Source organism: Aliivibrio sp. 1S175, from assembly GCF_001690985.1.
Taxonomy (GTDB): Bacteria; Pseudomonadota; Gammaproteobacteria; order Enterobacterales; family Vibrionaceae; genus Aliivibrio.
Window position 1 is genome coordinate 261,530 of record NZ_MAJS01000079.1, and the last position, 23,898, is coordinate 285,427.

The 23,898-nt window shown below is 40.0% G+C and carries 17 protein-coding genes; 12 read left to right on the forward strand and 5 right to left on the reverse strand.

Annotation, left to right across the window (positions count from 1 at the left end):
• Positions 1–82 precede the first annotated feature (82 nt).
• The gene (gene fldB, locus A6E06_RS16425) at positions 83–601 is read right to left on the reverse strand and encodes a flavodoxin FldB (RefSeq protein ID WP_065594035.1); all 519 of its coding nucleotides are present in this window, start codon (positions 599–601) and stop codon (positions 83–85) included.
• Between the two features lie 131 nt (positions 602–732).
• On the opposite strand from fldB, the gene xerD reads away from it, so the two are divergent.
• The 6 genes from xerD (at position 733) to A6E06_RS16455 (ending at position 8,955) form a co-directional block, all read left to right on the forward strand.
• On the forward strand, positions 733–1,641 hold the full coding sequence (xerD, locus tag A6E06_RS16430; RefSeq protein ID WP_065594034.1) for a site-specific tyrosine recombinase XerD: 909 nt from the start codon (positions 733–735) through the stop codon (positions 1,639–1,641).
• A 77-nt stretch (positions 1,642–1,718) separates the two neighbouring features.
• Positions 1,719–2,495 (forward strand): bifunctional protein-disulfide isomerase/oxidoreductase DsbC, encoded by a 777-nt coding sequence (dsbC, locus tag A6E06_RS16435; protein WP_065594033.1) that lies wholly within the window; start codon positions 1,719–1,721, stop codon positions 2,493–2,495.
• A gap of 100 nt (positions 2,496–2,595) precedes the next feature.
• Positions 2,596–4,335, forward strand: coding sequence for a single-stranded-DNA-specific exonuclease RecJ (gene recJ, locus A6E06_RS16440; RefSeq protein ID WP_065594032.1), 1,740 nt, complete (start codon positions 2,596–2,598; stop codon positions 4,333–4,335).
• Positions 4,336–4,615: 280 nt separating this feature from the next.
• Positions 4,616–5,714 (forward strand): peptide chain release factor 2 gene (gene prfB, locus A6E06_RS16445; protein WP_141676993.1). Its coding sequence is split into 2 segments (ribosomal slippage): positions 4,616–4,690 and positions 4,692–5,714, totalling 1,098 coding nucleotides; the frame shifts between segments, so codons are not numbered across the junction.
• A 13-nt stretch (positions 5,715–5,727) separates the two neighbouring features.
• A complete protein-coding gene (lysS, locus tag A6E06_RS16450; RefSeq protein ID WP_065594030.1) occupies positions 5,728–7,233 on the forward strand; it encodes a lysine--tRNA ligase in 1,506 nt (501 codons plus the stop codon).
• Positions 7,234–7,617: 384 nt separating this feature from the next.
• Positions 7,618–8,955, forward strand: a complete 1,338-nt coding sequence (locus A6E06_RS16455; RefSeq protein ID WP_065594029.1) for a sigma-54 dependent transcriptional regulator — start codon at positions 7,618–7,620, stop codon at positions 8,953–8,955.
• A gap of 80 nt (positions 8,956–9,035) precedes the next feature.
• On the opposite strand, the gene mutH is transcribed toward A6E06_RS16455, so the two are convergent.
• On the reverse strand, positions 9,036–9,701 hold the full coding sequence (gene mutH, locus A6E06_RS16460; protein WP_065594028.1) for a DNA mismatch repair endonuclease MutH: 666 nt from the start codon (positions 9,699–9,701) through the stop codon (positions 9,036–9,038).
• Between the two features lie 596 nt (positions 9,702–10,297).
• On the opposite strand from mutH, the gene rppH reads away from it, so the two are divergent.
• The 5 genes from rppH (at position 10,298) to A6E06_RS16485 (ending at position 15,728) form a co-directional block, all read left to right on the forward strand.
• Positions 10,298–10,810, forward strand: coding sequence for an RNA pyrophosphohydrolase (rppH, locus tag A6E06_RS16465; protein ID WP_005417607.1), 513 nt, complete (start codon positions 10,298–10,300; stop codon positions 10,808–10,810).
• A gap of 36 nt (positions 10,811–10,846) precedes the next feature.
• Entirely contained in the window at positions 10,847–13,108 is a 2,262-nt protein-coding gene (gene ptsP / locus A6E06_RS16470; protein ID WP_065594027.1) for a phosphoenolpyruvate--protein phosphotransferase, read from the forward strand.
• Positions 13,109–13,912, forward strand: a complete 804-nt coding sequence (locus A6E06_RS16475) for a sulfite exporter TauE/SafE family protein (RefSeq protein WP_065594026.1) — start codon at positions 13,109–13,111, stop codon at positions 13,910–13,912.
• 10 nt (positions 13,913–13,922) lie between these two features.
• A complete protein-coding gene (gene lgt, locus A6E06_RS16480; protein ID WP_065594025.1) occupies positions 13,923–14,774 on the forward strand; it encodes a prolipoprotein diacylglyceryl transferase in 852 nt (283 codons plus the stop codon).
• Positions 14,775–14,876: 102 nt separating this feature from the next.
• Positions 14,877–15,728: a thymidylate synthase gene (locus A6E06_RS16485; RefSeq protein WP_065594249.1), complete on the forward strand. Its 852-nt coding sequence runs from the start codon at positions 14,877–14,879 to the stop codon at positions 15,726–15,728.
• A gap of 44 nt (positions 15,729–15,772) precedes the next feature.
• Here the strand turns inward: A6E06_RS16485 and A6E06_RS16490 are convergent, their stop codons facing one another.
• From A6E06_RS16490 to gltB, 3 genes are all read right to left on the reverse strand, one after another.
• Positions 15,773–16,204 carry a DUF1499 domain-containing protein gene (locus A6E06_RS16490; protein ID WP_065594024.1) on the reverse strand — a complete coding sequence of 144 codons (432 nt, stop codon included), beginning with the start codon at positions 16,202–16,204 and terminating at the stop codon, positions 15,773–15,775.
• Positions 16,205–16,358: 154 nt separating this feature from the next.
• Complete coding sequence (locus tag A6E06_RS16495; protein ID WP_065594023.1) at positions 16,359–17,831, reverse strand: glutamate synthase subunit beta; 1,473 nt, start codon at positions 17,829–17,831, stop codon at positions 16,359–16,361.
• Positions 17,831–22,378, reverse strand: coding sequence for a glutamate synthase large subunit (gene gltB, locus A6E06_RS16500; protein ID WP_065594022.1), 4,548 nt, complete (start codon positions 22,376–22,378; stop codon positions 17,831–17,833). Before gltB ends, A6E06_RS16495 begins: the two co-directional genes overlap by 1 nt.
• Positions 22,379–22,947: 569 nt before the next feature.
• On the opposite strand from gltB, the gene A6E06_RS16505 reads away from it, so the two are divergent.
• Positions 22,948–23,889 (forward strand): TIGR01212 family radical SAM protein, encoded by a 942-nt coding sequence (locus tag A6E06_RS16505; RefSeq protein WP_065594021.1) that lies wholly within the window; start codon positions 22,948–22,950, stop codon positions 23,887–23,889.
• Positions 23,890–23,898 lie beyond the last annotated feature (9 nt).

Sequence of the window (23,898 nt, forward strand, 5' to 3'; positions counted from 1 at the left end):
GAGTGTAACTGTTTAAGTTTACTCGCTCTTTTCTTTTATAGGAGCGAAGCTATCTAGTTAGTGAAGCGTATCGTTTCTAGTTTTAAAGTGAATCGTGATACTCAACTAACACCTGTTCACACCACTGCTCAATACGCTCATCACTCTTATCATATTGACTGTCTTCATCTAGCGCTAAACCTACAAAGTGAGATTCATCTTCAGTTAATGCTTTTGATGCATCAAATAGATAGCCTTCATTCTTCCAATAACCGATAAACTTAGCATCCGTTGATTTCAGTTCGTCATGCAATAAACCCATCGCATCTAAGAACCATTCGCCATAGCCTTCTTGATCACCTAACCCAAATAGAGCGATTGTTTTACCTTGTAAAGAAAGGCCATCAAGTTCTTCCCATACGGCCAACCAATCTTCTTGAATTTCACCAAAATCCCATGTGGAAATGCCAAGTAGCAATAGGTCATAATCGTTCATTGTAACCACTGGGGTCTCTTTAATATTGTAGATATCAACCAACTCTTCGCCCATTGTTGCTCTGATTTTTTCAGATGCCATTTCGGTGTAACAAGTGGAAGAGCCGTAAAACAGACCAATTTTCATTTTAACTACCATAATTAAAGAGGACGAAAGTCTAGTGTACCGCAAATGATAATTAAAATTAAACTTGCATTGAAAGCGCGTAAAATTGTTTAATACTGTGATTCTAACCAGTATTTTTTGGTTTTCAGTAAATGGTGATGGTAATGAACAGTGATATGGCTTTAATTGAGCGTTTTTTAGATACCATGTGGATGGAACGTGGATTATCAGAAAATACGTTGGCTTCGTATCGAAATGATTTGGTGAAATTACTGCAATGGCTAGAAGATAATCATTATAAATGCGCCTCTATTTCAGCGATGGGTCTAAATGAATATCAAGCATACTTGGTAGATAAAGAATATAAGCAGACTTCACGAGCGCGTATGTTGTCAGCACTTCGTCGATTTTTCCAATACTTACATCGAGAAAAAATTCGTGGTGATGATCCAACCGCTTTATTGATTAGCCCTAAATTACCGCAAAGGCTACCAAAAGATTTAAGCGAAGATCAGGTTAATGACCTATTGGAAGCTCCAAATGTAGAAGATCCATTAGAGCTCCGTGATCGCGCTATGCTAGAGCTGCTCTATGCAACGGGTTTACGTGTTACTGAGCTTGTGAGCCTAACTATGGAGAATTTAAGTTTGCGTCAAGGAGTCGTGCGGGTTACGGGTAAAGGGGACAAAGAACGTTTAGTGCCGATGGGTGAAAACGCGGTTGATTGGATCCAAACTTTTCTAGACCACGGCCGCCCAGCGTTGCTTGGCGAAAAAAGCTCGGATGTGGTTTTTCCAAGTAAACGTGCCCGACAAATGACAAGGCAAACCTTTTGGCATCGTATTAAACATTATGCAGTGATTGCTGGTATTGATTCTGATAAATTATCACCACACGTTTTACGCCATGCTTTTGCGACTCACTTGCTAAACTATGGGGCAGATCTTAGAGTCGTACAAATGTTGTTAGGACATAGTGATCTTTCGACGACACAAATATATACTCATGTTGCAACGGAACGTTTAAAACAGATCCATCAAGAGCATCACCCTCGTTCATAGTGTTCAGGGAACTTCTTGCTGGTTTATTACTCTAAAATTTAAACCTTCTACTTTTACTTTTTTTATAGGTACATTTTATGTCATTTATTCGCCGTACTAGCGCGATGTGTATTGCTTTATTGAGTGTGATTTCTTTTACTGCATGTTCTGATGAGCAAGCAAAAGAAAAAGCAGTATCGACATCAGTCGTTGAAGTATCCCAGGCTGATTCAGAGCAAGCCATTACTCAGCGTTTAACGACATTAGGTTTACCAGTTGAAGCAATTCACGACTCAGAAGTTGATGGTTTTAAACAAGTTGAAACCCCATTTGGTATTTTTTATGTATCAGATGATGGTAAGCACTTCATTCAAGGTCGTATTTTTGAATTTGATGAAAATGGCAACATGAAAGATTTGTTAGCCGCTCGGTTTGCGAAGCTAGTTGATAGCCAAAGTGAGAACATGATTGTGTTCCCTGCGAAAAACGAAAAGCATGTAATTACCGTCTTTACTGACATCACCTGTGGCTACTGTACAAAGCTTCATAAAGAGATGAAAGACTATAATGATGCCGGTATTACTGTGCGTTATTTAGCGTATCCTCGCCAAGGTTACCAAGGTTCTGTTGCGGATAAAATGGCTCAAATTTGGTGTGCAGATGATAAGCAACAAGCAATGGAAGACGCTAAATCAAACCGTGATATTAATGGTTCAAAACCAGCCACAGCACAGTGTAAAAATATCATCAAAGAACAATATTTATTAGGTCGTAAAATGGGTGTGAATGGTACACCTGCTATCGTACTTCCTAATGGCGATCTCGTTCCTGGTTATAAACCAGCACAAGAGCTTTTGAAAGATTTAGAAAAGTAATTCTTTCTGAACTTAATTTAAATCCCCGCACGACTTATTTTATATAAGCATGGTGCGGGGATTTTTTTATCTTAGTACCCCCTAACTTTAGGCTATTGTCATGATTGAAGTGAAACGTCGTCTTATTCCTGAAATACCTGCTTTACCAAGTTCAATTCCTTCAATCTTACAACGGATTTATGCTGCTCGTGGCATTACATCAAACGCTCAGTTAGACCGTGGGGCGAGATCGCTACTGTCATTTCAATCTATGCATGGCATTACTAAAGCCGTTGATATTTTAGTTGAGGCGATAGCAAAGCAAACTCGTATTATCGTTGTGGGTGATTTTGATGCTGATGGCGCGACGAGTTCGGCATTATCTGTCATGGCATTTCGATTAATGGGCAGCAGTAATGTTGATTACTTAGTGCCTAACCGTTTTGAAGATGGTTACGGATTAAGCCCTGATGTTGTCGACCAAGCCAAGGCTATGGGCGCAGAGATCATAATGACAGTGGATAACGGGGTTTCTTCTATTGAAGGCGTTGCCGCAGCGAAAGCCTATGGAATGCAAGTGGTTGTAACCGATCACCATCTACCGGGGTCTTCTTTGCCAATTGCAGATTCAATTGTTAACCCCAATCTTGAAGAATGTGCGTTTCCATCAAAATCATTAGCAGGCGTTGGTGTTGCTTTCTACTTGATGCTGGCTATCCGTGCTCGTTTACGCGAAAACAATTGGTTTGAAACTCAAAACATTCCAATTCCAAACCTGGCTGATCTATTGGATTTAGTGGCTTTAGGTACCGTTGCTGATTTAGTGGCTCTGGATGAAAATAACCGTATTTTGGTGCATCAAGGTATTCAGCGAATTCGTGCAGGAAAATGTCGTCCGGGTATTCAGGCGCTAATTGAAGTAGCGAATAAAGTCCCTTCTCGAATTGTTGCTTCTGATTTTGGTTTTGCGCTTGGGCCAAGAATTAATGCTGCTGGCCGATTGGATGATATGTCATTTGGTGTTGAGCTTCTTATGTCCAACAACATTCACGCTGCGCGTCGAATGGCTTCTGAGCTGGATGCGTTGAATCAAACTCGTAAAGAGATAGAGCAAGGCATGAAAGAGGAAGCGATGGCAATTTGTGAGCGCTTAGAATTTGGTGCACAAAGTGAATTGCCTTTTGGCTTGGTCTTATTTCAACGAGATTGGCATCAGGGTGTGATTGGAATTCTTGCTTCTCGTATTAAAGAAAAATATCACCGTCCTGTGATCGCCTTTGCTGATGGTGGTGATGGGTTTATTAAAGGGTCGTGTCGTTCAATTGCAGGGTTCCACATGCGTGATGCATTGGATTTAATTGATACCCGTAATCCAGGCTTGATTCTAAAATTTGGTGGTCATGCAATGGCGGCAGGCTTAACCATTAAAGACGTTGATTATAAGAAGTTTAGCCAAGCTTTTGATGATGTGGTTCGAGAATCCGTAGAAGAAGAGGCGCTAAATGGGATTGTATTATCTGATGGGGAATTAACGCCAGAAGAATTTACTTTAGGCACAGCTGAAATCATTCGAGCAGGTGGGCCATGGGGACAAGCTTTTCCTGAGCCTACTTTTGATGGTGAGTTTAAAGTATTGAATCAACGATTAGTGGGTGAGAAGCATCTTAAACTGATGTTGGAACCTATTCATAGAGATTTTCCGACCAATAAAATGGTAGATGCCATTGCCTTTAATATTGATATTCGCCGCTGGCCTGATGCATCGGTGCAAAAAGTAAAATTGGCGTATCGTTTAGATATCAATGAATTCAGAGGCAATCAAACATTACAGTTAATGGTTGAATACATCGAACCTATATAAATAAACAATAGAAAAGCCTCTTATAAAAACGGCAAGGTTAATCATTACTTAACTTGTCGTTAAGAAATACCTAATGACATGTTAATGCTTTGCTTTGTATGAAAATGGAAAGGCTCGTATTCCGAGCTGAGGTTAAATAAAAATAAATTTGATGTGATTAAATTTACACCATTTTCTCAATACTTATTGTTCTTGCTTTCAAAGGGTGAAATACCTCGATTTCTATCACACTTTTGGTTAAAATCACTCGGTTATTTTTTATTCGGCGATGATAAACACCATGTTCGAAATTAATCCTATTAAAAACCGCCTACAGGATGTGTCTGATCGCACAAATATCCTGAGGGGGTACCTTTGACTATGATGCGAGAAAAGAGCGTCTAGAAGAAGTCAATGCAGAGCTAGAACAACCAGAAGTATGGAATGAACCAGAGCGCGCTCAAGCGCTAGGTAAAGAACGTGCCTCTTTGGAAGCGATTGTTGAAACAATTGATCAGTTAGATCAAGGCGGCGAAGACGTTGAAGGTTTACTTGAGTTAGCTGTTGAAGAGCAAGATCAAGAAACTTTTGATGAGATTGAACCAGAGCTTGCTGACTTAGAAGACAAATTAGCGAAATTAGAATTTCGCCGTATGTTCTCTGGTGCGCATGATTCTTCTGATTGTTATATTGATTTACAATCGGGTTCTGGCGGTACAGAAGCGCAAGATTGGACATCCATGATGTTGCGTATGTATTTGCGTTGGGCGGAAGCAAAAGGGTTTAAAACTGAGATTATCGAAGTTTCTGATGGTGATGTTGCAGGCCTTAAAGGCGCAACAGTACGTATCTCTGGTGAATATGCTTATGGTTGGTTACGTACCGAAACGGGTGTACACCGTTTAGTTCGTAAGTCTCCATTTGATTCAAGTGGTCGCCGACATACCTCATTTGCTTCAGCGTTTATCTATCCTGAAATAGATGACAACATTGAAGTGGATATTAATCCTGCTGATTTACGTATTGATGTATACCGAGCTTCTGGCGCGGGTGGTCAACACGTAAACACCACTGAATCTGCGGTACGTATTACTCACGTTCCGACAAATACAGTAGTGCAATGTCAAAATGATCGTTCTCAGCATAAAAACAAAGCACAAGCGATGAAGCAGTTGAAAGCGAAACTGTTTGAACTTGAGCTTCAGAAACAAAACGCAGAGAAACAAGTAAACGAAGATTCTAAATCCGATATTGGGTGGGGCAGTCAGATTCGCTCATACGTATTGGATGATTCGCGCATTAAAGATTTGCGTACCGGCATTGAAAATCGTAATACGCAAGCCGTATTAGACGGTGATTTAGATAAATTTATCGAAGCCAGCTTAAAATCTGGATTATAAGAAAGGGTTCATTATGACTGACCAAGTACAACTAGATGAAAACAAACTGATTGCAGAACGCCGTGGTAAATTAGACCATATCCGTCAAGCATGTAAGGCTAATGGCCACCCGAATGACTTCCGTCGTGACAGTCTTGCTGCGGATCTTCAATCGGAATTTGGTGAAAAGACCAAAGAAGAGCTAGAAGAATTAAACCACATTGTAGCAATTGCTGGCCGTGTAATGGCGAAGCGCGGTCCTTTCTTATTGATCCAAGAAGTGTCTGGCAAGATCCAAGCTTACGCATCAAAAGATGTGCAAAAAGAGCTTAAAGAAAAATACCAAGGCCTAGATATCGGTGACATCATCGGTGTTAAAGGTGCTCTACATAAATCAGGTAAAGGCGATCTTTACGTGAATATGGAAGAGTTCGTACTGCTAACTAAAGCACTACGTCCATTGCCTGAAAAATTCCACGGTTTAACTGACCAAGAAATGCGTTACCGTCAGCGTTATGTTGACCTTATCGTAAATGAAGATTCTCGTACTGCATTTATTATCCGCTCTAAAGTGGTTTCTGCAATTCGTAACTTCATGGTTGATAAAGGCTTCATGGAAGTTGAAACGCCAATGATGCACGTTATCCCTGGTGGCGCATCGGCTCGTCCATTCGTTACTCACCATAATGCACTTGATGTTGACATGTACTTACGTGTTGCACCTGAGCTTTATCTTAAACGTCTAGTTGTTGGTGGTTTTGAGCGTGTATTCGAAATCAACCGTAACTTCCGTAACGAAGGTCTATCTCCACGTCATAACCCTGAATTCACAATGATGGAATTCTACATGGCGTACGCTGATTACAACGATCTGATGGATCTAACTGAAGCAATGCTATCTCAAGTGGCAACATCTGTACTAGGCAGTGACAAAATGCCTTACGGTGAAGCGACAGTTGATTTTGGTGGTAAATATGCGCGTATGAGCATGTTAGACGCGATCAAAATGTACAACCCAGAGCACGCAGAAATCCAAGCGCTAACATATGAAGGCGTTCAAGATCGTGACTTAATGGTTTCTATTGCGAAATCAGTTCATGTTGAAGTTGAAAGCTTCTGGACATGTGGTCAGCTTTTAGAAGAGATCTTTGGCGAAACGGCTGAACCTCAACTAATGCAACCAACGTTCATTACAGAATACCCAGCAGATATCTCACCATTAGCACGTCGTAACGACAACAATGATTTCATTACAGACCGTTTTGAATTCTTCATTGGTGGCCGTGAAGTAGCGAATGGTTTCTCTGAGTTGAATGATGCACAAGACCAAGATGAGCGTTTTAAAGCGCAAGTTAACGCTAAAGAGTCTGGTGATGATGAAGCAATGTATTACGATGCAGACTACATTACAGCTCTTGAACACGGTTTACCGCCAACTGCGGGTCAAGGTATTGGTATCGACCGTTTAGTGATGCTATTCACTAACACTCACACAATTCGTGACGTAATTTTATTCCCTTCTATGCGCCCACAAGCATAATTTAGAATAAAATGTAGAGAAGAGCGGCTTAATAGTCGCTCTTTTTTTATTCTATTTTCTAACATATACGTATAAATCAAAAATTAATGACTTTCATATATCAATTGACCTAATTTTTACAATTCATTTCTTTCCCCATTTAATCTACTAAAAGTAATTAAAAAATTATCTTTTATACTAAAAATATTTCAATTTCTTATAAATGAGTCGGTTTTTGTTCTGTTATGTTAACTATCATTTGTTTTATATTTTTTATTGTGTGTTTTTTGTTAAAAGGATGACGGGCATCTCATTTGTGAGACCTGGGTTCGTCTTAAAACCTGTATAGTTGCTCTATAAAGATGTTCAGTTGATTTATTTTAAAGAATTTTAGAGGTAAGGCTTATGGGTACTCAGTTTCGTATGGATTCTGTTCCTGGTTCATTAGTGGTTGTTGGCGGAAGTTATGAACCTTGGTTAGCAGTATTAGAACAAGTTGGTTGGCGTTGTCATCGTTGTTATGATCTTCGAGCAGCACAAGTATTGTTTGACGAAATTGGCCCATGCATTGGTATTGTAGATTTAAGCCAAGATGATTTTAGCCTTAATGGCATCGCCACGTTAGTTAATAACAATAAACAAGTACGCTGGATGGCATTCATTCGTGAATCTCAATTAAGCTCAGATACTATTTGTCAATTTATCGTTAATTTCTGTATTGATTTTTTCACAGCCCCAATCCCTGATGCACAACTGTTAAGTACGATTGGACACCAATTAGGTATGTTGAAGCTTGAACGTAAAGTTTGGCCTAATATGGGGACAAAATCAGATTTAGGTATTCTTGGTGAAGCACCTGCCGTTAAGCGTTTACGAGATCAAATTCGCCGAGTTGCACCAACGGATGTATCAATCTTAATTTCTGGTGAAAGCGGTGTAGGTAAAGATGCGGTAGCTAGAGCTGTCCATGATTCATCTGGTCGTAATAAAGGCCCGTTTATTTCTCTAAATTGTGGTTCATTATCTGAATTAAAAATAGAGCAAGAATTGTTTGGTCTTCATCTTTCTGAATATGAACAATCAAAGCTGTTTCAAGCGAATGGTGGTACATTATTCTTAAATGATATAAGCGATTTACCGATAAGCCAGCAACAACTGTTATTACGCTTCTTACAAGAAGGGAACATTGAAACATCGCAAGGTTTTATGGATATTGATGTGCGAGTTATTGTTGCTAGCCATATTGATCTTGAAAAAGCGATAGAAGAAGGTGGATTTAAAGAAGAACTTTATTACCGCTTAAATGTACTTCGTATTCATGTACCGTCATTAAAAGAGAGAAGCTCGGATATTATTATTTTAGCTGAACATTTTCTTCAACGTTATGCTAAAGAGTATAATACTCAGGCACGTACATTCTCTGAAGATGCGATGCAAACGATGCTGCATTACCCGTGGCCAGGAAATGTTCGTGAACTAGTAAACCAAGTGAAACGAGCAGTTCTTCTTGCAGATAGTATGACGATAGATCTTGAGCATTTAGATCTTCCTCAGCGCAACGATACAAAACGTAGTTTACGAGTAATCAGAGAAAACTCAGAACGAGATGCATTATTAATGGTTCTAGAGTCTCATGATGGTCAAGTTTCTTCAGCGGCAAAAGAGCTAGGGGTTTCTCGAGCGACAATGTACCGTTTATTGAATAAACACAATTTAATCTCTGAACCAAGAAGCTATAGCTAACGTAAGAAGCGAAAGCGAATTTAAAAAAGCGTAATCAACCGAAAAATCAAAAAGGCTTATCTCATTGAGGTAAGCCTTTTTTAATTAAAAAATGAGGTCAAAATAGCGTGAGTAAAATGAGTCTTTAAATAGAAACCTCTTGGTAAGGTTTTAATTGGTTGACCATTCTCTCCATAAGCCTCAGTAAGGGCTTGGCTGTTTGCCGCTTTAGGTCTTAGTTGTAAAACTTCACCGTGCTTTGCGGTAATAGATTCAACTTTACCTAGAACGATTAAATCCATTAGCTCTTCCCAATCTTGTTTTAGCCGTTGCTCTTCTTCTAATGAAGGTTGCCATAAAACAGGATAACCAACACGTCTATCGCCAACGGGGATCTCCCTTTCTCCCTCTACAGGGATCCACAAAACATGCGCTAATTTATGACGGACATGTGATTCTTCCCAACGTAAGCTATGAACCCCTGTTAGCGGAGCAACAGAAACAAACGTAGTTTCAAGAGGTTTTCCTGTGTGGCTGATCGGAATGGTCTTTAACTCAATACCAAGATCAATGAAATCTGGAAGGGGTTTACTGCCCGCAGAAGCACCTAGATGCCACTCTAATAATTGGCCAACCCATCCTTTATCTCTTTTTAAATTTTCAGGTACGGAAATGTGAGCTTGTTTAGCAAGCTCAGCTAACGTGTAGCCTGCAATATTTTCAGCTCTTGTTAGCAGTTCGCTAATTGTTGCAGGAGGTTGGTTCATAGTTGCTCATTAATAAGAGTTAAGAGGTTAGATTATCATATTAATTTAGAGTTTTAGTGTTCTTAATTGGATCTAATTAAGTTATCCACATTCACGATTGTTTATTAATCGATTTCTATTTTTATGGATCCATATACAGTATTATATTTATGAATAAGTTGTTGACTTTCAGGTGTATAGCACATTAAAGAGGGGGTTGTTGTGGGTAATTATAGGATTGCTCGATCTTTAACCGATCTGTAGTTATATTAATCGCAGGCTTTTTTTTGAAAAGATCACTCAAAGGATCTTTAATTTAACTTTTTGTTTAATATCATTTTTATTGATATTTACTTTTTCCCTCCCTCTTATTGATAAAATGATTTTTATCGTGTGATTTCGTTTGTTTTTATCTTCTTCACAAAGTTATACACAGAAAAGGTGAATAAATGTGGGGCAGCTCTCATTGTTATGTTGATAAGTGGTTAATTGATTAAAAGTTATTCAAGATTCGAGGTTATTTTAGTAAAACGTGACAAGAAAGCGTGATCCTGTTTGCTCAAAGAGGCGATCTGTGAAAAAATCAAAGGAATATAAGTTTATGATGAGGTCATCCAGTGATAGATGGCGATGGTTTCCGCCCGAATGTCGGGATAGTGATATGCAATAGCCATGGTCAAGTATTCTGGGCGAAACGATACGGACAACATTCTTGGCAATTTCCACAAGGTGGCATTGATGATGGTGAGACACCTGAACAAGCAATGTACCGAGAATTGTATGAAGAAGTTGGCCTGACTAAAAATGACGTACGTATTTTAGCAAGTAGCCGACATTGGTTGCGATATAAATTACCGAAGCGCTTAGTTAGATGGGATTCAAAACCTGTCTGTATTGGACAAAAACAAAAATGGTTTTTGTTACGCTTGGAATGTGACGAATCCAAGGTGAATATGCAAAGAGATCGCTCGCCGGAATTTGATGGCTGGCGGTGGGTTAGTTATTGGTACCCAGTAAGACAAGTTGTTTCATTTAAACGTGATGTTTATCGTCGAGCCTTGAAAGAGTTCGCGGTTATTGCCATGCCGTTTAAGGAACGAAAATTTAAAAGGAAAGGTAAAAAAGGGTAAGCTGTCTATACCTTATCACCTTAAGGATTGTTTAGTATGCTTACTCAACTCAGGGATATAGTTGATCATGTAGCTAAAGCAGAATCGTTAGATGATGCTTTAGCACTATTGGTGAAAAATACTCGACATTCGATGAGAACCGAATGCTGCTCAGTTTATTTAATGAGTAATGATAATCTTCGTTTAGAACTGATGGCAACGGAGGGCTTAAAAGCTAAGCCTAATACCGTATCGTTAGGTATTGATGAAGGGCTTGTTGGTCTTGTTGCACGCAGTTGTGAGCCGTTAAACCTTGCGAATGCATCAGTACATCCATCCTATAAATATATTCCAAGCATTGCTGAATATAAATTTAATTCATTTCTTGCTACACCAATTATCTATCGTCGTCAGAATTTAGGTGTATTGGTCGTTCAACAAAAAGAAAAACGTCAGTTTACCGAGATTGAAGAGTCATTCTTAGTGACACTTTCCGCTCAACTTGCGGTGGTGTTAGCATACGCTAAGGCCCATGAAAGTTGGTCGACTCAGTTGCAAGCTTCTTCTACACAACAAAAGCAGTTTAAAGGCATTTCGGCCTCTAATGGCGTTGGAATAGCCCCGCTGTGGTTTGATGATGCACAACCTAAAATTGAGGCAATTTTACCAAGTTCATGTATTGATATTGAGCTAGAAAAAGATCGCCTTGGTAATGCCGTCGAACTTGCTTTAAAAGATTTCCGACGAGCAAAGAAACGTTTTGAACAGGAATTAAATAGTGATACGTTAGCTATTTTTGATCTCTTTAGTCATTTGCTGAATGATCCTATGTTAAAGGCTGATCTTAAAAAACAGATCAATCAAGGTGACTCTGCTGAGTGGGCATTGCGTCAAGTCATAGAGTCTTATGCTGGACGTTTTGAGAGAATGAGCGATTCTTATTTAAGTCAGAGAGCAAATGATGTTCGAGAGCTTGGGCAAAGATTACTCTATTTTCTGAACTATGAAGATAAATTAGATATTGATCTTTCACACCCAGTAATTCTTGTTACGACTCAGCTAACTGCATCTATGTTAGCTAGCATCCCTAAAGATAAATTAAAAGCAGTTATTTCTCTCGAAGGGGCAGCAAACTCACACGCCGCTATTTTATCTAAGGCTCTTGGCATTCCAGCGATAATGGGGGTTGAGTTTAATCCTGCTCATTATCATAAATCACTAGCTATTGTGGATGGTTACAGTGGTTTACTCTATATCAAGCCAACTGAAGCCTTAATTCAAGAATATACCGATCTACAAAATGAAGAACTAGAGTTATCAAAACTCATAACTTTGGATCTTGATAAGCCGACACTAACGCTTGATGGCCATTTAATGAGCATTCATTTGAATGCCGGTTTAAGTATCGATTCCAATATAGCGGTTAATAAAGGGGTTGATGGCGTCGGTCTTTATCGTACGGAAATACCGTTTTTGCTTCATCAACGATTTCCATCAGAAGAAGAACAATATCTACAATATAAAGCGATTCTAGAAACTTACCCTCAAAAGCCGGTGGTAATGAGAACGCTTGATATCGGTGGAGATAAACCATTACCTTATTTACCTATCGAAGAAGATAACCCATTTTTAGGATGGCGTGGTATTCGATTTACTTTAGATCACCCAGATATATTTTTATTGCAGCTTAAAGCGATGATAAGAGCGAATATAGGAAATAATAATTTATCCATAATGCTGCCGATGATTTCGGGTATCCCTGAATTAAGACAGGCAAAAGCGTTTATTAACCAAGCTTATGAAGAAGTATTGAGTGAATCTGAAATTGATTTCTCTAAACCTCGTATCGGTATGATGGTTGAAGTGCCATCTATGCTCTATCTCTTACCAAGAGTGGCAGGGTTTGTTGATTTTATTTCTGTAGGCACGAATGATTTAACTCAATATTTGTTGGCAGTAGATAGAAATAACTCTCGAGTTTCGCACGTTTATGAGTCTTATCATCCGGCAGTGCTGTTGGCATTGAAACAGATTATAGAAACGGCAAATCAACATAATTTGCCTGTCAGTGTTTGTGGCGAATTAGCGGGAGATCCTATTGGGTGCTTACTCTTAATTGGGCTTGGTTATCGTAATTTAAGTATGAATACTTCCAACGTTGCTAAGATTAAGTACATTATTAGGCAAATAACATTAACTGAAATTGAAAGTATGACAAATATTCTTTTACATCATGATGATGCGGAGACAATTTTAACTGATATGATGTCTTTTTTTGAACAGAAAGATCTTTTAGGGTTTATTCGAGCAGGTAAATAAATGTCAGTGGATTTTTGGTCTATTTTCGCACTATATCTTTTACTTGGTAGTGTCGTTGGTGTAATGGCTGGTCTATTAGGTATTGGTGGTGGATTACTTGTCGTTCCCGCGCTGTTGTGGTTATTGCCTTTGGCTGGCATTGATTCGAGCATAGCGATGCAAATGGCGCTCGGTACATCATTAGCGACAATTATATTTACATCAAGCTCATCGGCATTGAACCATTTACGTTTGGGTAATGTCGAAGTGGGGTTAATTAAAAGTTTAGCACCCGGTGTTGTCGTTGGTGGCTTTATTGGTAGTTATCTTACTGAATTAATACCGACACAATATTTACCTAAAGTCTTTGGTATTATCGTGCTTTTATTGGCTCTACAGATGCTATTAGCACTTAAATTTACAGCAACAAGAACAATGCCATCGCCTCTTAAAACAGCGGCCTCTGGTGGAGTTATCGGTGTTGTATCTAGTTTAGCGGGTATTGGCGGAGGTTCACTTACGGTACCTTATTTAAGCTTTCATGGTATTGAAATGAGAAAAGCCATTGGCAGTTCTTCATTGTGTGGCACATTAATCGCGATAGCTGGCATGATAGGTTTTGTCATACATGGTGTAAATGTAGCAAACCTGCCAACGATGAGTTTAGGTTATGTTTATTTACCGGCCTTATGTGGCATAAGCATCACTTCTATTTTAACCACTAGAATTGGCGCTAAATTAGCATCGCATTTACCGACATCAACATTGAAAAAAATCTTTGCCGTATTTCTAGTATTTATCGGCAGTAAAATGTTCTTAGGATAAGAGAGTAGTCATGAGTCAGGGGTATTTAAACTTCCCACATATCGATCCGATATTATTTGAAATTGGTCCATTAGCAGTGCGTTGGTATGGCTTGATGTATCTTTTTGGTTTTATGTTTGCTTTATGGCTTGCAAATAAACGTGCAGATAAGCCGAACAGTGGCTGGACGAGAGATCAAGTCAGTGATCTTCTTTTTGCTGGCTTTCTAGGGGTCGTTATTGGCGGGCGTGTTGGTTATGTTTTATTTTATAACTTCGGTTATTTCTTAGATAACCCACTGTACTTATTTGAAGTCTGGACAGGCGGAATGTCTTTCCATGGTGGATTGCTTGGTGTGATCACCGCAATGCTTTGGTACGGTTATAAGAATAATCGTAGCTTTTTTACCATTGCTGATTTTGTCGCACCATTAGTGCCATTTGGTTTAGGGGCTGGTCGCCTTGGTAACTTCATGAATGGTGAACTATGGGGCCGTGTTACTGACGTGCCGTGGGCGATGGTATTCCCAACAGGTGGACCTTTCCCTCGTCACCCATCGCAGCTGTATGAATTTGCACTTGAAGGCGTTGTTTTATTCTTAATTCTAAATTGGTTTATTCGTAAACCTCGTCCATTAGGCGCAGTCTCTGGCTTATTCCTATTTGGTTACGGTACATTCCGCTTCTTAGTTGAGTATGTTCGTCAACCGGATGCACAATTAGGTTTATTTGGCGATTGGATCTCAATGGGACAAATACTGTCACTACCAATGGTGATAGGTGGTCTGTTGATGATGATTTGGGCATTTAAGCGTAATCTTTTTGCGACTGATTTGAAGAATAGTGGTACTAAGTCAGAGAAATCTAAACAAAAAGCAAAATAAACAAACTAAGAAAAATACGCTAGAATAGCGATAATAACGATTTATAGTAATGGCCTCTTCGTTTGAGGCCATTTTTTTAAGCCAATTTTAGAGAGCATGACCGTGAAGCAGTATTTAGATTTATGCCAACGCATTGTTGATGAAGGTCACTGGATTGAAAACGAACGCACTGGAAAGCGCTGTTTGACGGTGATTAATGCCGATTTAACCTATGATGTTGCCAATGGAGAGTTTCCATTAGTAACGACACGTAAGAGTTTCTGGAAATCAGCCGTTGCTGAAATGATTGGTTATATTCGCGGTTATGATAACGCAGAAGATTTCCGTAAAATAGGTACTAAAACTTGGGATGCGAATGCGAACCTAAACGACGTTTGGCTCAATAGCGCTCACCGAAAAGGTGAAGATGACATGGGCCGAGTATATGGGGTTCAAGGTCGTTCGTGGGCAAAACCAAATGGTGAGCTTGTCGATCAATTGAAAAAAATCATTGATGATTTAAGCGCTGGTATTGACGACCGTGGTGAAATTTTAAATTTCTACAACCCTGGTGAGTTTGATATGGGCTGCTTACGCCCGTGTATGTACTCACACCACTTTTCACTATTAGGTGATACATTGTACTTAAATAGTACTCAACGCTCGTGTGATGTTCCGCTAGGCCTTAATTTCAATATGGTTCAAGTGTATTTTCTGCTGGCTATTGTGGCTCAAATTACAGGACATAAAGCAGGTAAGGCGTATCATAAGATTGTTAATGGTCATATTTATGAAGATCAGCTTGAATTGATGAAAGAAGTTCAGTTAAAGCGTAAGCCATTGAAGGCTCCAATCTTTAAAATAAACCCTAAGATTAAATCATTAGAAGATTTAGAAACATGGGTAACTATGGATGATTTTGAAGTGATTGGCTATGAAAGCCATGAGGCGATTAAGTATCCTTTTTCTGTGTGATTTTAAGATAGCCCTTTTAAGTAAGGGCTTTTTATTGGCGGTCTTTATTTAGAAATAAGTCCTTTTTTTAATAAAATCTCTCTTAGCTGCTCAACTCGCTTTCTATTTACACCAAAGTCAGAGTGCCCTGTTCGTGATTCAGAACGAACAATAAGTGTATCTCCTGATATTCGTAGCTCTAAATCATCAACAAATCGAAAAACTAAGCTCGTACATTCGATATGTACATAGTCATTGTCGGTAAAAACAACTTTTGCACCTTTTAGTTGCAGCGCTGCTGCGGCAATATTTTGGGTATTTGCAGTATTTGTTAGAGTAAAAGAAGGGATAGAAAATGTCTCACGATTTTCAAGAGTAGAAACGCAATTAGGTTTGTTTCCACACAGTTTTGTTGATTTATCCATTGTGATATCTGCCTTTTGGCTACAAGCTGATAATGCTAGTACTATAAAGATACAAGTTATTGGTTTTTTCATAAGTAATAAACGCTAATTTTAATTATGGATATTAGTAATATAGAACAAGTCAGTATGTTGTTGTATTTTGTTTTATACATTAGAACAAAAAAGGCCAACATCGAAATGTTGGCCAAAGGTTCGGAAGGAAACCTGAATTAATCTATTTCAAAAACTACGATGCTGATAGCATTAGCGAATCCGCTTTTGCTTCTAGATTCGAGTTACCCATAAGGTAAGCATCAACTTCTCTAGAGCATTCACGACCTTCATTAATACAACGAACAATCAGAGACTGACCGGTACGCATATCACCCGCGACAAAAACACCTTTTTGATTGGTTGCATAGCCATCGGTTGCTACGTTGCCACGATCATCAAGTTTGATATCTAACTGAGCCAATACACCCGTTGGTTCTGGATGTAAGAACCCCATCGCTAAGAATGCCTGATCACAAGGGATCACTCGCTCACTATTAGCGACTTCATCAAATCCTGGGCGTTCACCTGGTTTTGCATCTTGCCAAACGATGTCAGCAATACGAAGACCTGTCACATTACCAGCATCATCAGAGATGAATTCTTTGGTTAGAATATTCCAGTGGCGCTCACAGCCTTCTTCGTGAGACGTAGTTGTCTTCATGATCATTGGGTATTGAGGCCAAGGCATATTCGCAGGGCGTTTCTCTGGTGGGATCGGCATGATCTCAACCTGAGTAATACTTGCTGCACCATGACGATTCGACGTACCAACACAGTCAGAACCCGTATCGCCACCACCAATAACAACAACATGCTTACCTTTAGCATGGATCTCTTTAGTTTTAAGATCCATGTTATTAGCACGACGGTTGTTTTGACCTAAGAATTCCATAGCAAAGTGAACGCCATTGAGTTCACGTCCTGGAATGGGTAGATCTCTTGGTACTGTAGAGCCACCAGTGAGTAGAACGACATCGAAGTCTTGGCGTAATTGCAGTGCATTAATATCGACACCAATATGAGCATTAACTTCAAACTTGATACCGGCATCAGCCATTAAGTTGATTTTACGATCAATGATATCCATGCCTAACTTGAAGTCAGGAATACCAAAGCGTAGTAGACCACCGACTTTTTCATCGCGTTCGTATACAGTTACAGAGTGGCCTGCACTGTTTAGTTGTTCTGCTGCGGCTAAACCTGCAGGACCTGAACCGATAATAGCAACTGTTTTACCTGTACGAGAACGAGGTTTTTTAGGTTGCGCGTACCCTTCACGGTACGCGGTTTCTACAATCGTTTTTTCGATATTACAGATAGTGATTGGGTCTTGGTTAATACCAAGAACACAGGCACTTTCACAAGGAGCAGGACACACTCGGCCGGTGAACTCTGGGAAGTTATTGGTTGAACTTAAGATCTTCCACGCTTCTTCCCAGCTATCACGATATACCGCATCATTAAACTCAGGAATGATGTTACCAATAGGGCAACCGTTGTGACAAAACGGCACACCACAATCCATACAACGTGATGCTTGTGTACCAATCTTGTCAGCAAATTCATCATTCAATACAAATTCTTTATTGTCTTGAATTCGAACTGTTGGGTCGAGTTTCTTTGGTAGCTCACGACCATGTTCTAAAAATCCAGTAGGCTTACCCATTATACTGCCTCCACTTCTTCCGTTTGTGCCTGTTGTGCTTCAGCTTTACGCTTTTGAAGAACCGCTTTGTAATCACGCGGCATCACTTTAGCCAGAGAGGCCAAGTTTGCTTCAAAGTTATCTAGGAAAGACTGAGCAACTTCACTTCCTGTGAATTCAACATGCTTAGTTAGCATTTCTAATAGAAGATCTTTATCTTCTTGTTCAATAGGGTCTAGGTCAACAAGTTCAGAATTGAGTTTCGATTCAAAATCACCAGACTTATCCCAAACATAGGCAACACCACCACTCATACCTGCCGCAAAGTTACGACCTGTAGAGCCAAGGATTAGTGCGACACCGCCAGTCATGTATTCACAACCGTGGTCACCCACTCCTTCAACGACAACTTTTGCGCCTGAGTTACGCACACAGAAACGCTCGCCAGCCATGCCGCGAATATAAGATTCGCCAGAAGTCGCGCCGTAGAAACACACGTTACCTACAACAATGTTATCTTCAGCTACAATCGTTGATTTTACGTTTGGATAAAGCACTAGCGTACCGCCAGATAAGCCTTTACCCCAGTAATCATTCGCATCGCCTTCGACTTCAAATTTCACGCCTTTAGCAAGGAAAGCACCTAGACTTTGGCCTGCAGAGCCGTTGAACTTCACGTTCATTGGTTGCGGTAATCCGTGATCTTTATAGACTTTAGATATTTCATTTGAAAGCATCGTTCCGACACTTCGGTCAGTATTTAGAATATCAAATTCTGCATTAACCGGTTTACCTTCTTCGAGTGCTGGTTTGGCAAGTTTTATAAGTTTGCGATCCAATACATCTTCAAGGTTATGCTGTTGTTTTATTTGATTAAAAATACCATCTTCAGCACGAGGTTGTTCAACGTGCAGTACAGGAGATAAATCTAAGTTTTTGTATTTCCAGTGACCGATATCATCACGAACTTTCAGTTTATGAGATTGACCAACCATTTCATCAATAGAGCGGAAACCCAGTTCTGCCATTACTTCACGTAGACCTTCAGCCATGTACTGGAAGAAAGTAACCACGTCTTCTACGCGACCGTCAAAGCGCTCACGAAGTGTTTTGTTTTGTGTTGCGATACCAACAGGGCAGGTATTCTTATGACACTTACGCATCATGATACAGCCTTCAACAACAAGAGCAGCAGTTGCTACGCCCCACTCTTCAGCACCAAGAAGTGTTGCTACTGCAAGATCTCGAGGTGTTTTCATTTGGCCATCAGACTGAACAACGATACGGTTACGTAACCCATTTTTCAGTAGTGTTTGGTGTGTTTCTGCCAAACCAAGTTCCCAAGGAAGACCAGTATGACGAATTGAAGACATTGGAGATGCACCCGTACCACCATCAAAACCTGCGATAAGAACGACGTCTGCTTTTGCTTTAGCTACACCAGAGGCGATAGTACCAACACCGGCTTCAGATACTAACTTAACGTTAACGCGGCCTTTACGGTTGGCGTTTTTCAGATCGTAAATAAGCTGAGCTAAATCTTCGATTGAATAAATATCATGATGTGGTGGTGGTGAAATCAGACCAACTCCAGGAGTTGAGTGGCGTGTTGCACCAATCCAATCATCGACTTTATCGCCAGGTAGTTGACCACCTTCACCAGGTTTCGCACCTTGAGCCATCTTAATTTGTAGCTCATCAGCGTTAGTTAGGTAGTAAGATGTCACACCAAAACGACCAGAAGCCACTTGTTTAATTGCTGAACGTTCCCAGTCACCATTGTTTTTTTTCTCAAAACGAATCGGGTCTTCACCACCTTCACCTGAGTTAGATTTAGCGCCGATACGGTTCATAGCAACAGCAAGTGTTGAGTGAGCTTCGTGTGAGATAGAGCCAAACGACATTGCACCAGTAGCAAAACGTTTTAGGATTTTCTCAATAGGTTCTACTTCTTCTAAAGGAATAGATCCTGCTGGATTTTTGATGAAATCTAATTGGCTACGCAGTGTTGCTGCATCATCACCTTGGTCATCAACGGCTTTCGCGTATTTCTTGAATTGACCGTAATCTTTATTACGCGTTGATTCTTGAAGTAGAGAAATAGTTTCAGGGTTGAACAGGTGCTTCTCACCACGTTGTTTCCACTGATATACACCACCCACATCAAGCACTTGAACTGGGATCTCACGAGTTGGATAACCAACACGGTGACGAATTAGCACTTCTTTGGCGATATCATCAATCGTTAGACCTTGGATACGAGAAACGGTACCGGTGAAGTATTTATCAACCACTGATTTACTGATACCAAGTGCTTCAAATATTTGAGCGCCATGGTATGACTGCAGTGTTGAAATGCCCATCTTAGAGAAAATCTTAAGTAGGCCGCCGTTAACCCCTTTACGGTAGTTATCAAACAATTCTTTTGGATGTACCGTTGGATCTAGCTTTTTAACACGTTGAAGTTCAACAATCGTTTCAATCACTAGGTATGGGTTAACCGCATTTGCGCCGTAACCAACCAGTGTTGCAAAGTGATGAGTTTCACGAGCATCACCCGTTTCAATTACGATGTCACACTTAGCACGTAACCCTTTACGAATTAGGTGGTGATGAACTGCACCAACCGCAAGCATTGCAGGGATAGCGGCGTGGTTTGAGTTTACCGCGCGGTCTGTTAGTAGAATGATAGAGTAACCATCAACGACGGCGTCTTCAGCATACTGACAGATACGTTTAAGTGCACGCTCAAGCTTTCCTGAATCTTCATTGGCTTGGAAAACGATATCCAGTGTTTTTGCTTGTAGATGTTCGTTATCAATAGCACGCAGTTTTTCTAGCTCAGAGTTAGAAAGAACCGGTGATTCAAGCTCGACTTTCTGGCAGTGCTCAGGCGTTTCAGCAAGTAAGTTTTGGTCTTTACCTAAGTAGGTGTTTAGCGACATAACCATACGCTCACGGATCGGGTCGATCGGTGGGTTAGTTACTTGGGCAAACAACTGCTTAAAATAGTTAGATAAATGCTGAGATTGATGAGAAAGGATCGCTAGTGGCCAATCGGCACCCATTGCAGTTAATGGCTCATAAGCCGTTTTCGCTAATGGTAGGATGATCTCATTCACTTCTTCTGAGGTAACACCAAACGCTTGTTGACGGTTGAGTAGGCGCTCAGGAGAAGGCTGGCTGTATTGGTTTGTTGCTTCAGGCAGTTTATTTAAGCTTAGAAGATTCTCTTCAACCCATTTTTCATAAGGTTGTGATTTCGCAATGCCATCTTTTACTTCTTCATCAGAAATAATACGGCCTTGTTCTAAGTCAGCAACAAAGATACGACCAGGTTGTAGACGACCACGGAACTCAATGTTTTCTGGTGCTATTTTTACAACGCCAGATTCTGATGCCATCACAAGGAAGTCATCTTTTGTCACGGTATAACGAGAAGGACGAAGACCATTACGGTCAAGTGTTGCACCTACTTGAACACCATCGGTGAAACAAACAGACGCAGGGCCATCCCAAGGTTCCATTACGTTCGCGTGGTATTGATAGAACGCGCGACGGGTAGGGTCCATGTTTTTATTTTCTTGCCACGCTTCAGGGATCATCATCATTAATGCGTGTGGCAAGCTACGGCCAGAAAGAACAAGCAGTTCTAGCGCCATATCGAAATTCGATGAATCTGAGCTGCCTTCCTGACAAATCGGAAGCAGCATATCCATTTCTTGCTGGCTAAAGAGATCAGACTCTATAATAGCTTCACGCGCTTTCATCCAGTTCAAGTTGCCACGAACTGTGTTGATCTCACCATTATGAGCAATGTAACGGAATGGTTGAGCCAGACGCCAGCGAGGGAAAGTATTCGTAGAGAAACGAGAGTGAACCAGCGCTAATGCCGTCACCATCGTTGGATTTTGTAAGTCTAGGAAGTACTGTGGAACTTGTTCAGTCGTTAATTGACCTTTATAAACAAGTGTTTTGTACGATAGAGAGTTGATGTAGAAATCATCACCAATATTAGAAATACTTTCCAAGCATACTCGAACGGTGTAGTTACGTAGAACATACAATTTACGTTCAAGTTCTTCTGGGGTCATTGATGGGCCACCAGAAATAAATACATGCTCAAATTGAGGCTCAGTACTTAGGGGATCGTCGCCTAGCATTGAATTATCGACAGGAAGAACGCGATAGCCAATGATTTCTAAATCAAGACGTTGAGCATTACGCTCTAAAATATCTCTGCATTGTTGACGTTTATGTTCGTCTTTAGGGAATAAGACAACACCGACACCGTATTTTTCAAAAGAAGGCAGCTTGATACCTAGTTTAACGGCTTCTTCTAATAAAAACTCATGTGGCTTTTGTAATAGAATACCTGCGCCATCGCCACTGCATGGATCACAGCCTTGACCACCACGGTGTTCCATACGAGCAAGCATATCAAGTGCTTGAGTAACCACATCATGAGATTTACGGTTTTTAAGGTGAGCGACAAAACCGATACCACACGCATCATGCTCCAATTCAGGAGTATACATGCCCTGTGTACTCTGCTCTCTATCTACCATAGATACATCCTTCCAGTATTATGCAGACACAACTTCTCTACGTAAGTTTCTGTCTAGTCCTTTGCTAATTTTCAAATCGAACTTGCTGTGAGTTAGCCTCAAGAGGTAGCAAGTTTGAATCCATTCTGGTGTTTGCTGGCATCACTTATTATGACGTGCAAACTAACCCATCCATTGTGATATCAATCAAATACAGTTTTATCCGTTGTATTTGTGGTTTGAGGGTAGATACCACTATCGAAACACATCAACATTCGTGTTGATGGCAAATTAATCTATTTAACGATGTAACTATCCTACATTTTTGTCATATTAAATACCAACGAAAGTTACACGTAATCTTCACTTTTTTTACTCAAAATGAATAAGTATTTATAATAAATGGGCTTTTTAACGATTAAATCGCCACTTTATGCGTCTTTTATTGATATAAATTAGAGTTAGGAATGGTTTATTTAGATATTATTTACGGTCTTTTTTTACAAACGAGTTAGCAACTTTCATAAATAGAAGTGAGACTTCTTTTTATTTGTGAACTAAGTGCTTGATTTACTTAATTGGTTATCGCAATGCAACTTCATGAATTAGCAAATACATTTGGTCAAGATTTACAACGTCGCTATGGCGAGAAAGTACATAAACTGACGCTTCATGGTGGTTTTAGTTGCCCAAATAGAGATGGGACCATAGGTAAAGGTGGGTGCACATTTTGTAATGTTGCCTCTTTTTCTGATGAGACAGAACAATTTAAATCAATCCATGACCAATTGACTGATAGAGCAGGGGAAGTGCAGCGTGCTAAAAAGTACCTTGCTTATTTTCAAGCTTATACAAATACCTTTGCTGAAGTTCAAGTACTTAAAAATATGTACGAAGAAGCACTTAAGTCAGCAAACATTGTTGGCTTATGTGTTGGTACGCGCCCAGATTGTGTACCTGATGTGGTGCTAGACTTATTGAAGGGATATGTTGATGAGGGTTATGAGGTTTGGTTAGAGCTTGGATTACAGACGGCCAATGATAAAACGTTAAAACGAATTAATCGCGGTCATGATTTTGCTTGTTATGATGTTATTACTCGAAAAGCCAGATCGCTTGGTATTAAGGTGTGCACTCATTTAATTATGGGGTTGCCAGGAGATACTCGAGATGATTACCGAACAACGTTAGCGAAAGTGCTCGAGACCGGAACAGACGGACTTAAATTACATCCTTTGCATATTGTTGAAGGAAGTACGATGGCGAAAGCATGGCGAGCAGGAAAAATTGAAGCGCCAGAAATGGATGATTATGTTGATATTGCTTGTGAAATTATTCGATTAACGCCACCTGAAGTGGTTTATCACCGTGTGTCTGCTACCGCAAGAAGACCAACGTTACTTTCTCCTTTGTGGTGTGAACCTCGTTGGTTAGGATTAACTAATGTTGGAATGGCATTAAATAAAAAAGGAGCACAAGGCTCTTTGATTAACCAACCCTTCAAATATACCCAGCCAATACTGAAAAAATAACTCAAATAG

Bases quoted from the DNA above. Each gene is read 5' to 3' on its own strand.
- fldB (WP_065594035.1), bottom strand. From the start codon at position 601: ATGAAAATTGGTCTGTTTTACGGCTCTTCCACTTGTTACACCGAAATG.
- xerD (WP_065594034.1), top strand. From the start codon at position 733: ATGGTGATGGTAATGAACAGTGATATGGCTTTAATTGAGCGTTTTTTA.
- dsbC (WP_065594033.1), top strand. From the start codon at position 1,719: ATGTCATTTATTCGCCGTACTAGCGCGATGTGTATTGCTTTATTGAGT.
- recJ (WP_065594032.1), top strand. From the start codon at position 2,596: ATGATTGAAGTGAAACGTCGTCTTATTCCTGAAATACCTGCTTTACCA.
- lysS (WP_065594030.1), top strand. From the start codon at position 5,728: ATGACTGACCAAGTACAACTAGATGAAAACAAACTGATTGCAGAACGC.
- A6E06_RS16455 (WP_065594029.1), top strand. From the start codon at position 7,618: ATGGGTACTCAGTTTCGTATGGATTCTGTTCCTGGTTCATTAGTGGTT.
- mutH (WP_065594028.1), bottom strand. From the start codon at position 9,701: ATGAACCAACCTCCTGCAACAATTAGCGAACTGCTAACAAGAGCTGAA.
- ptsP (WP_065594027.1), top strand. From the start codon at position 10,847: ATGCTTACTCAACTCAGGGATATAGTTGATCATGTAGCTAAAGCAGAA.
- A6E06_RS16475 (WP_065594026.1), top strand. From the start codon at position 13,109: ATGTCAGTGGATTTTTGGTCTATTTTCGCACTATATCTTTTACTTGGT.
- lgt (WP_065594025.1), top strand. From the start codon at position 13,923: ATGAGTCAGGGGTATTTAAACTTCCCACATATCGATCCGATATTATTT.
- A6E06_RS16490 (WP_065594024.1), bottom strand. From the start codon at position 16,204: ATGAAAAAACCAATAACTTGTATCTTTATAGTACTAGCATTATCAGCT.
- A6E06_RS16495 (WP_065594023.1), bottom strand. From the start codon at position 17,831: ATGGGTAAGCCTACTGGATTTTTAGAACATGGTCGTGAGCTACCAAAG.
- gltB (WP_065594022.1), bottom strand. From the start codon at position 22,378: ATGGTAGATAGAGAGCAGAGTACACAGGGCATGTATACTCCTGAATTG.
- A6E06_RS16505 (WP_065594021.1), top strand. From the start codon at position 22,948: ATGCAACTTCATGAATTAGCAAATACATTTGGTCAAGATTTACAACGT.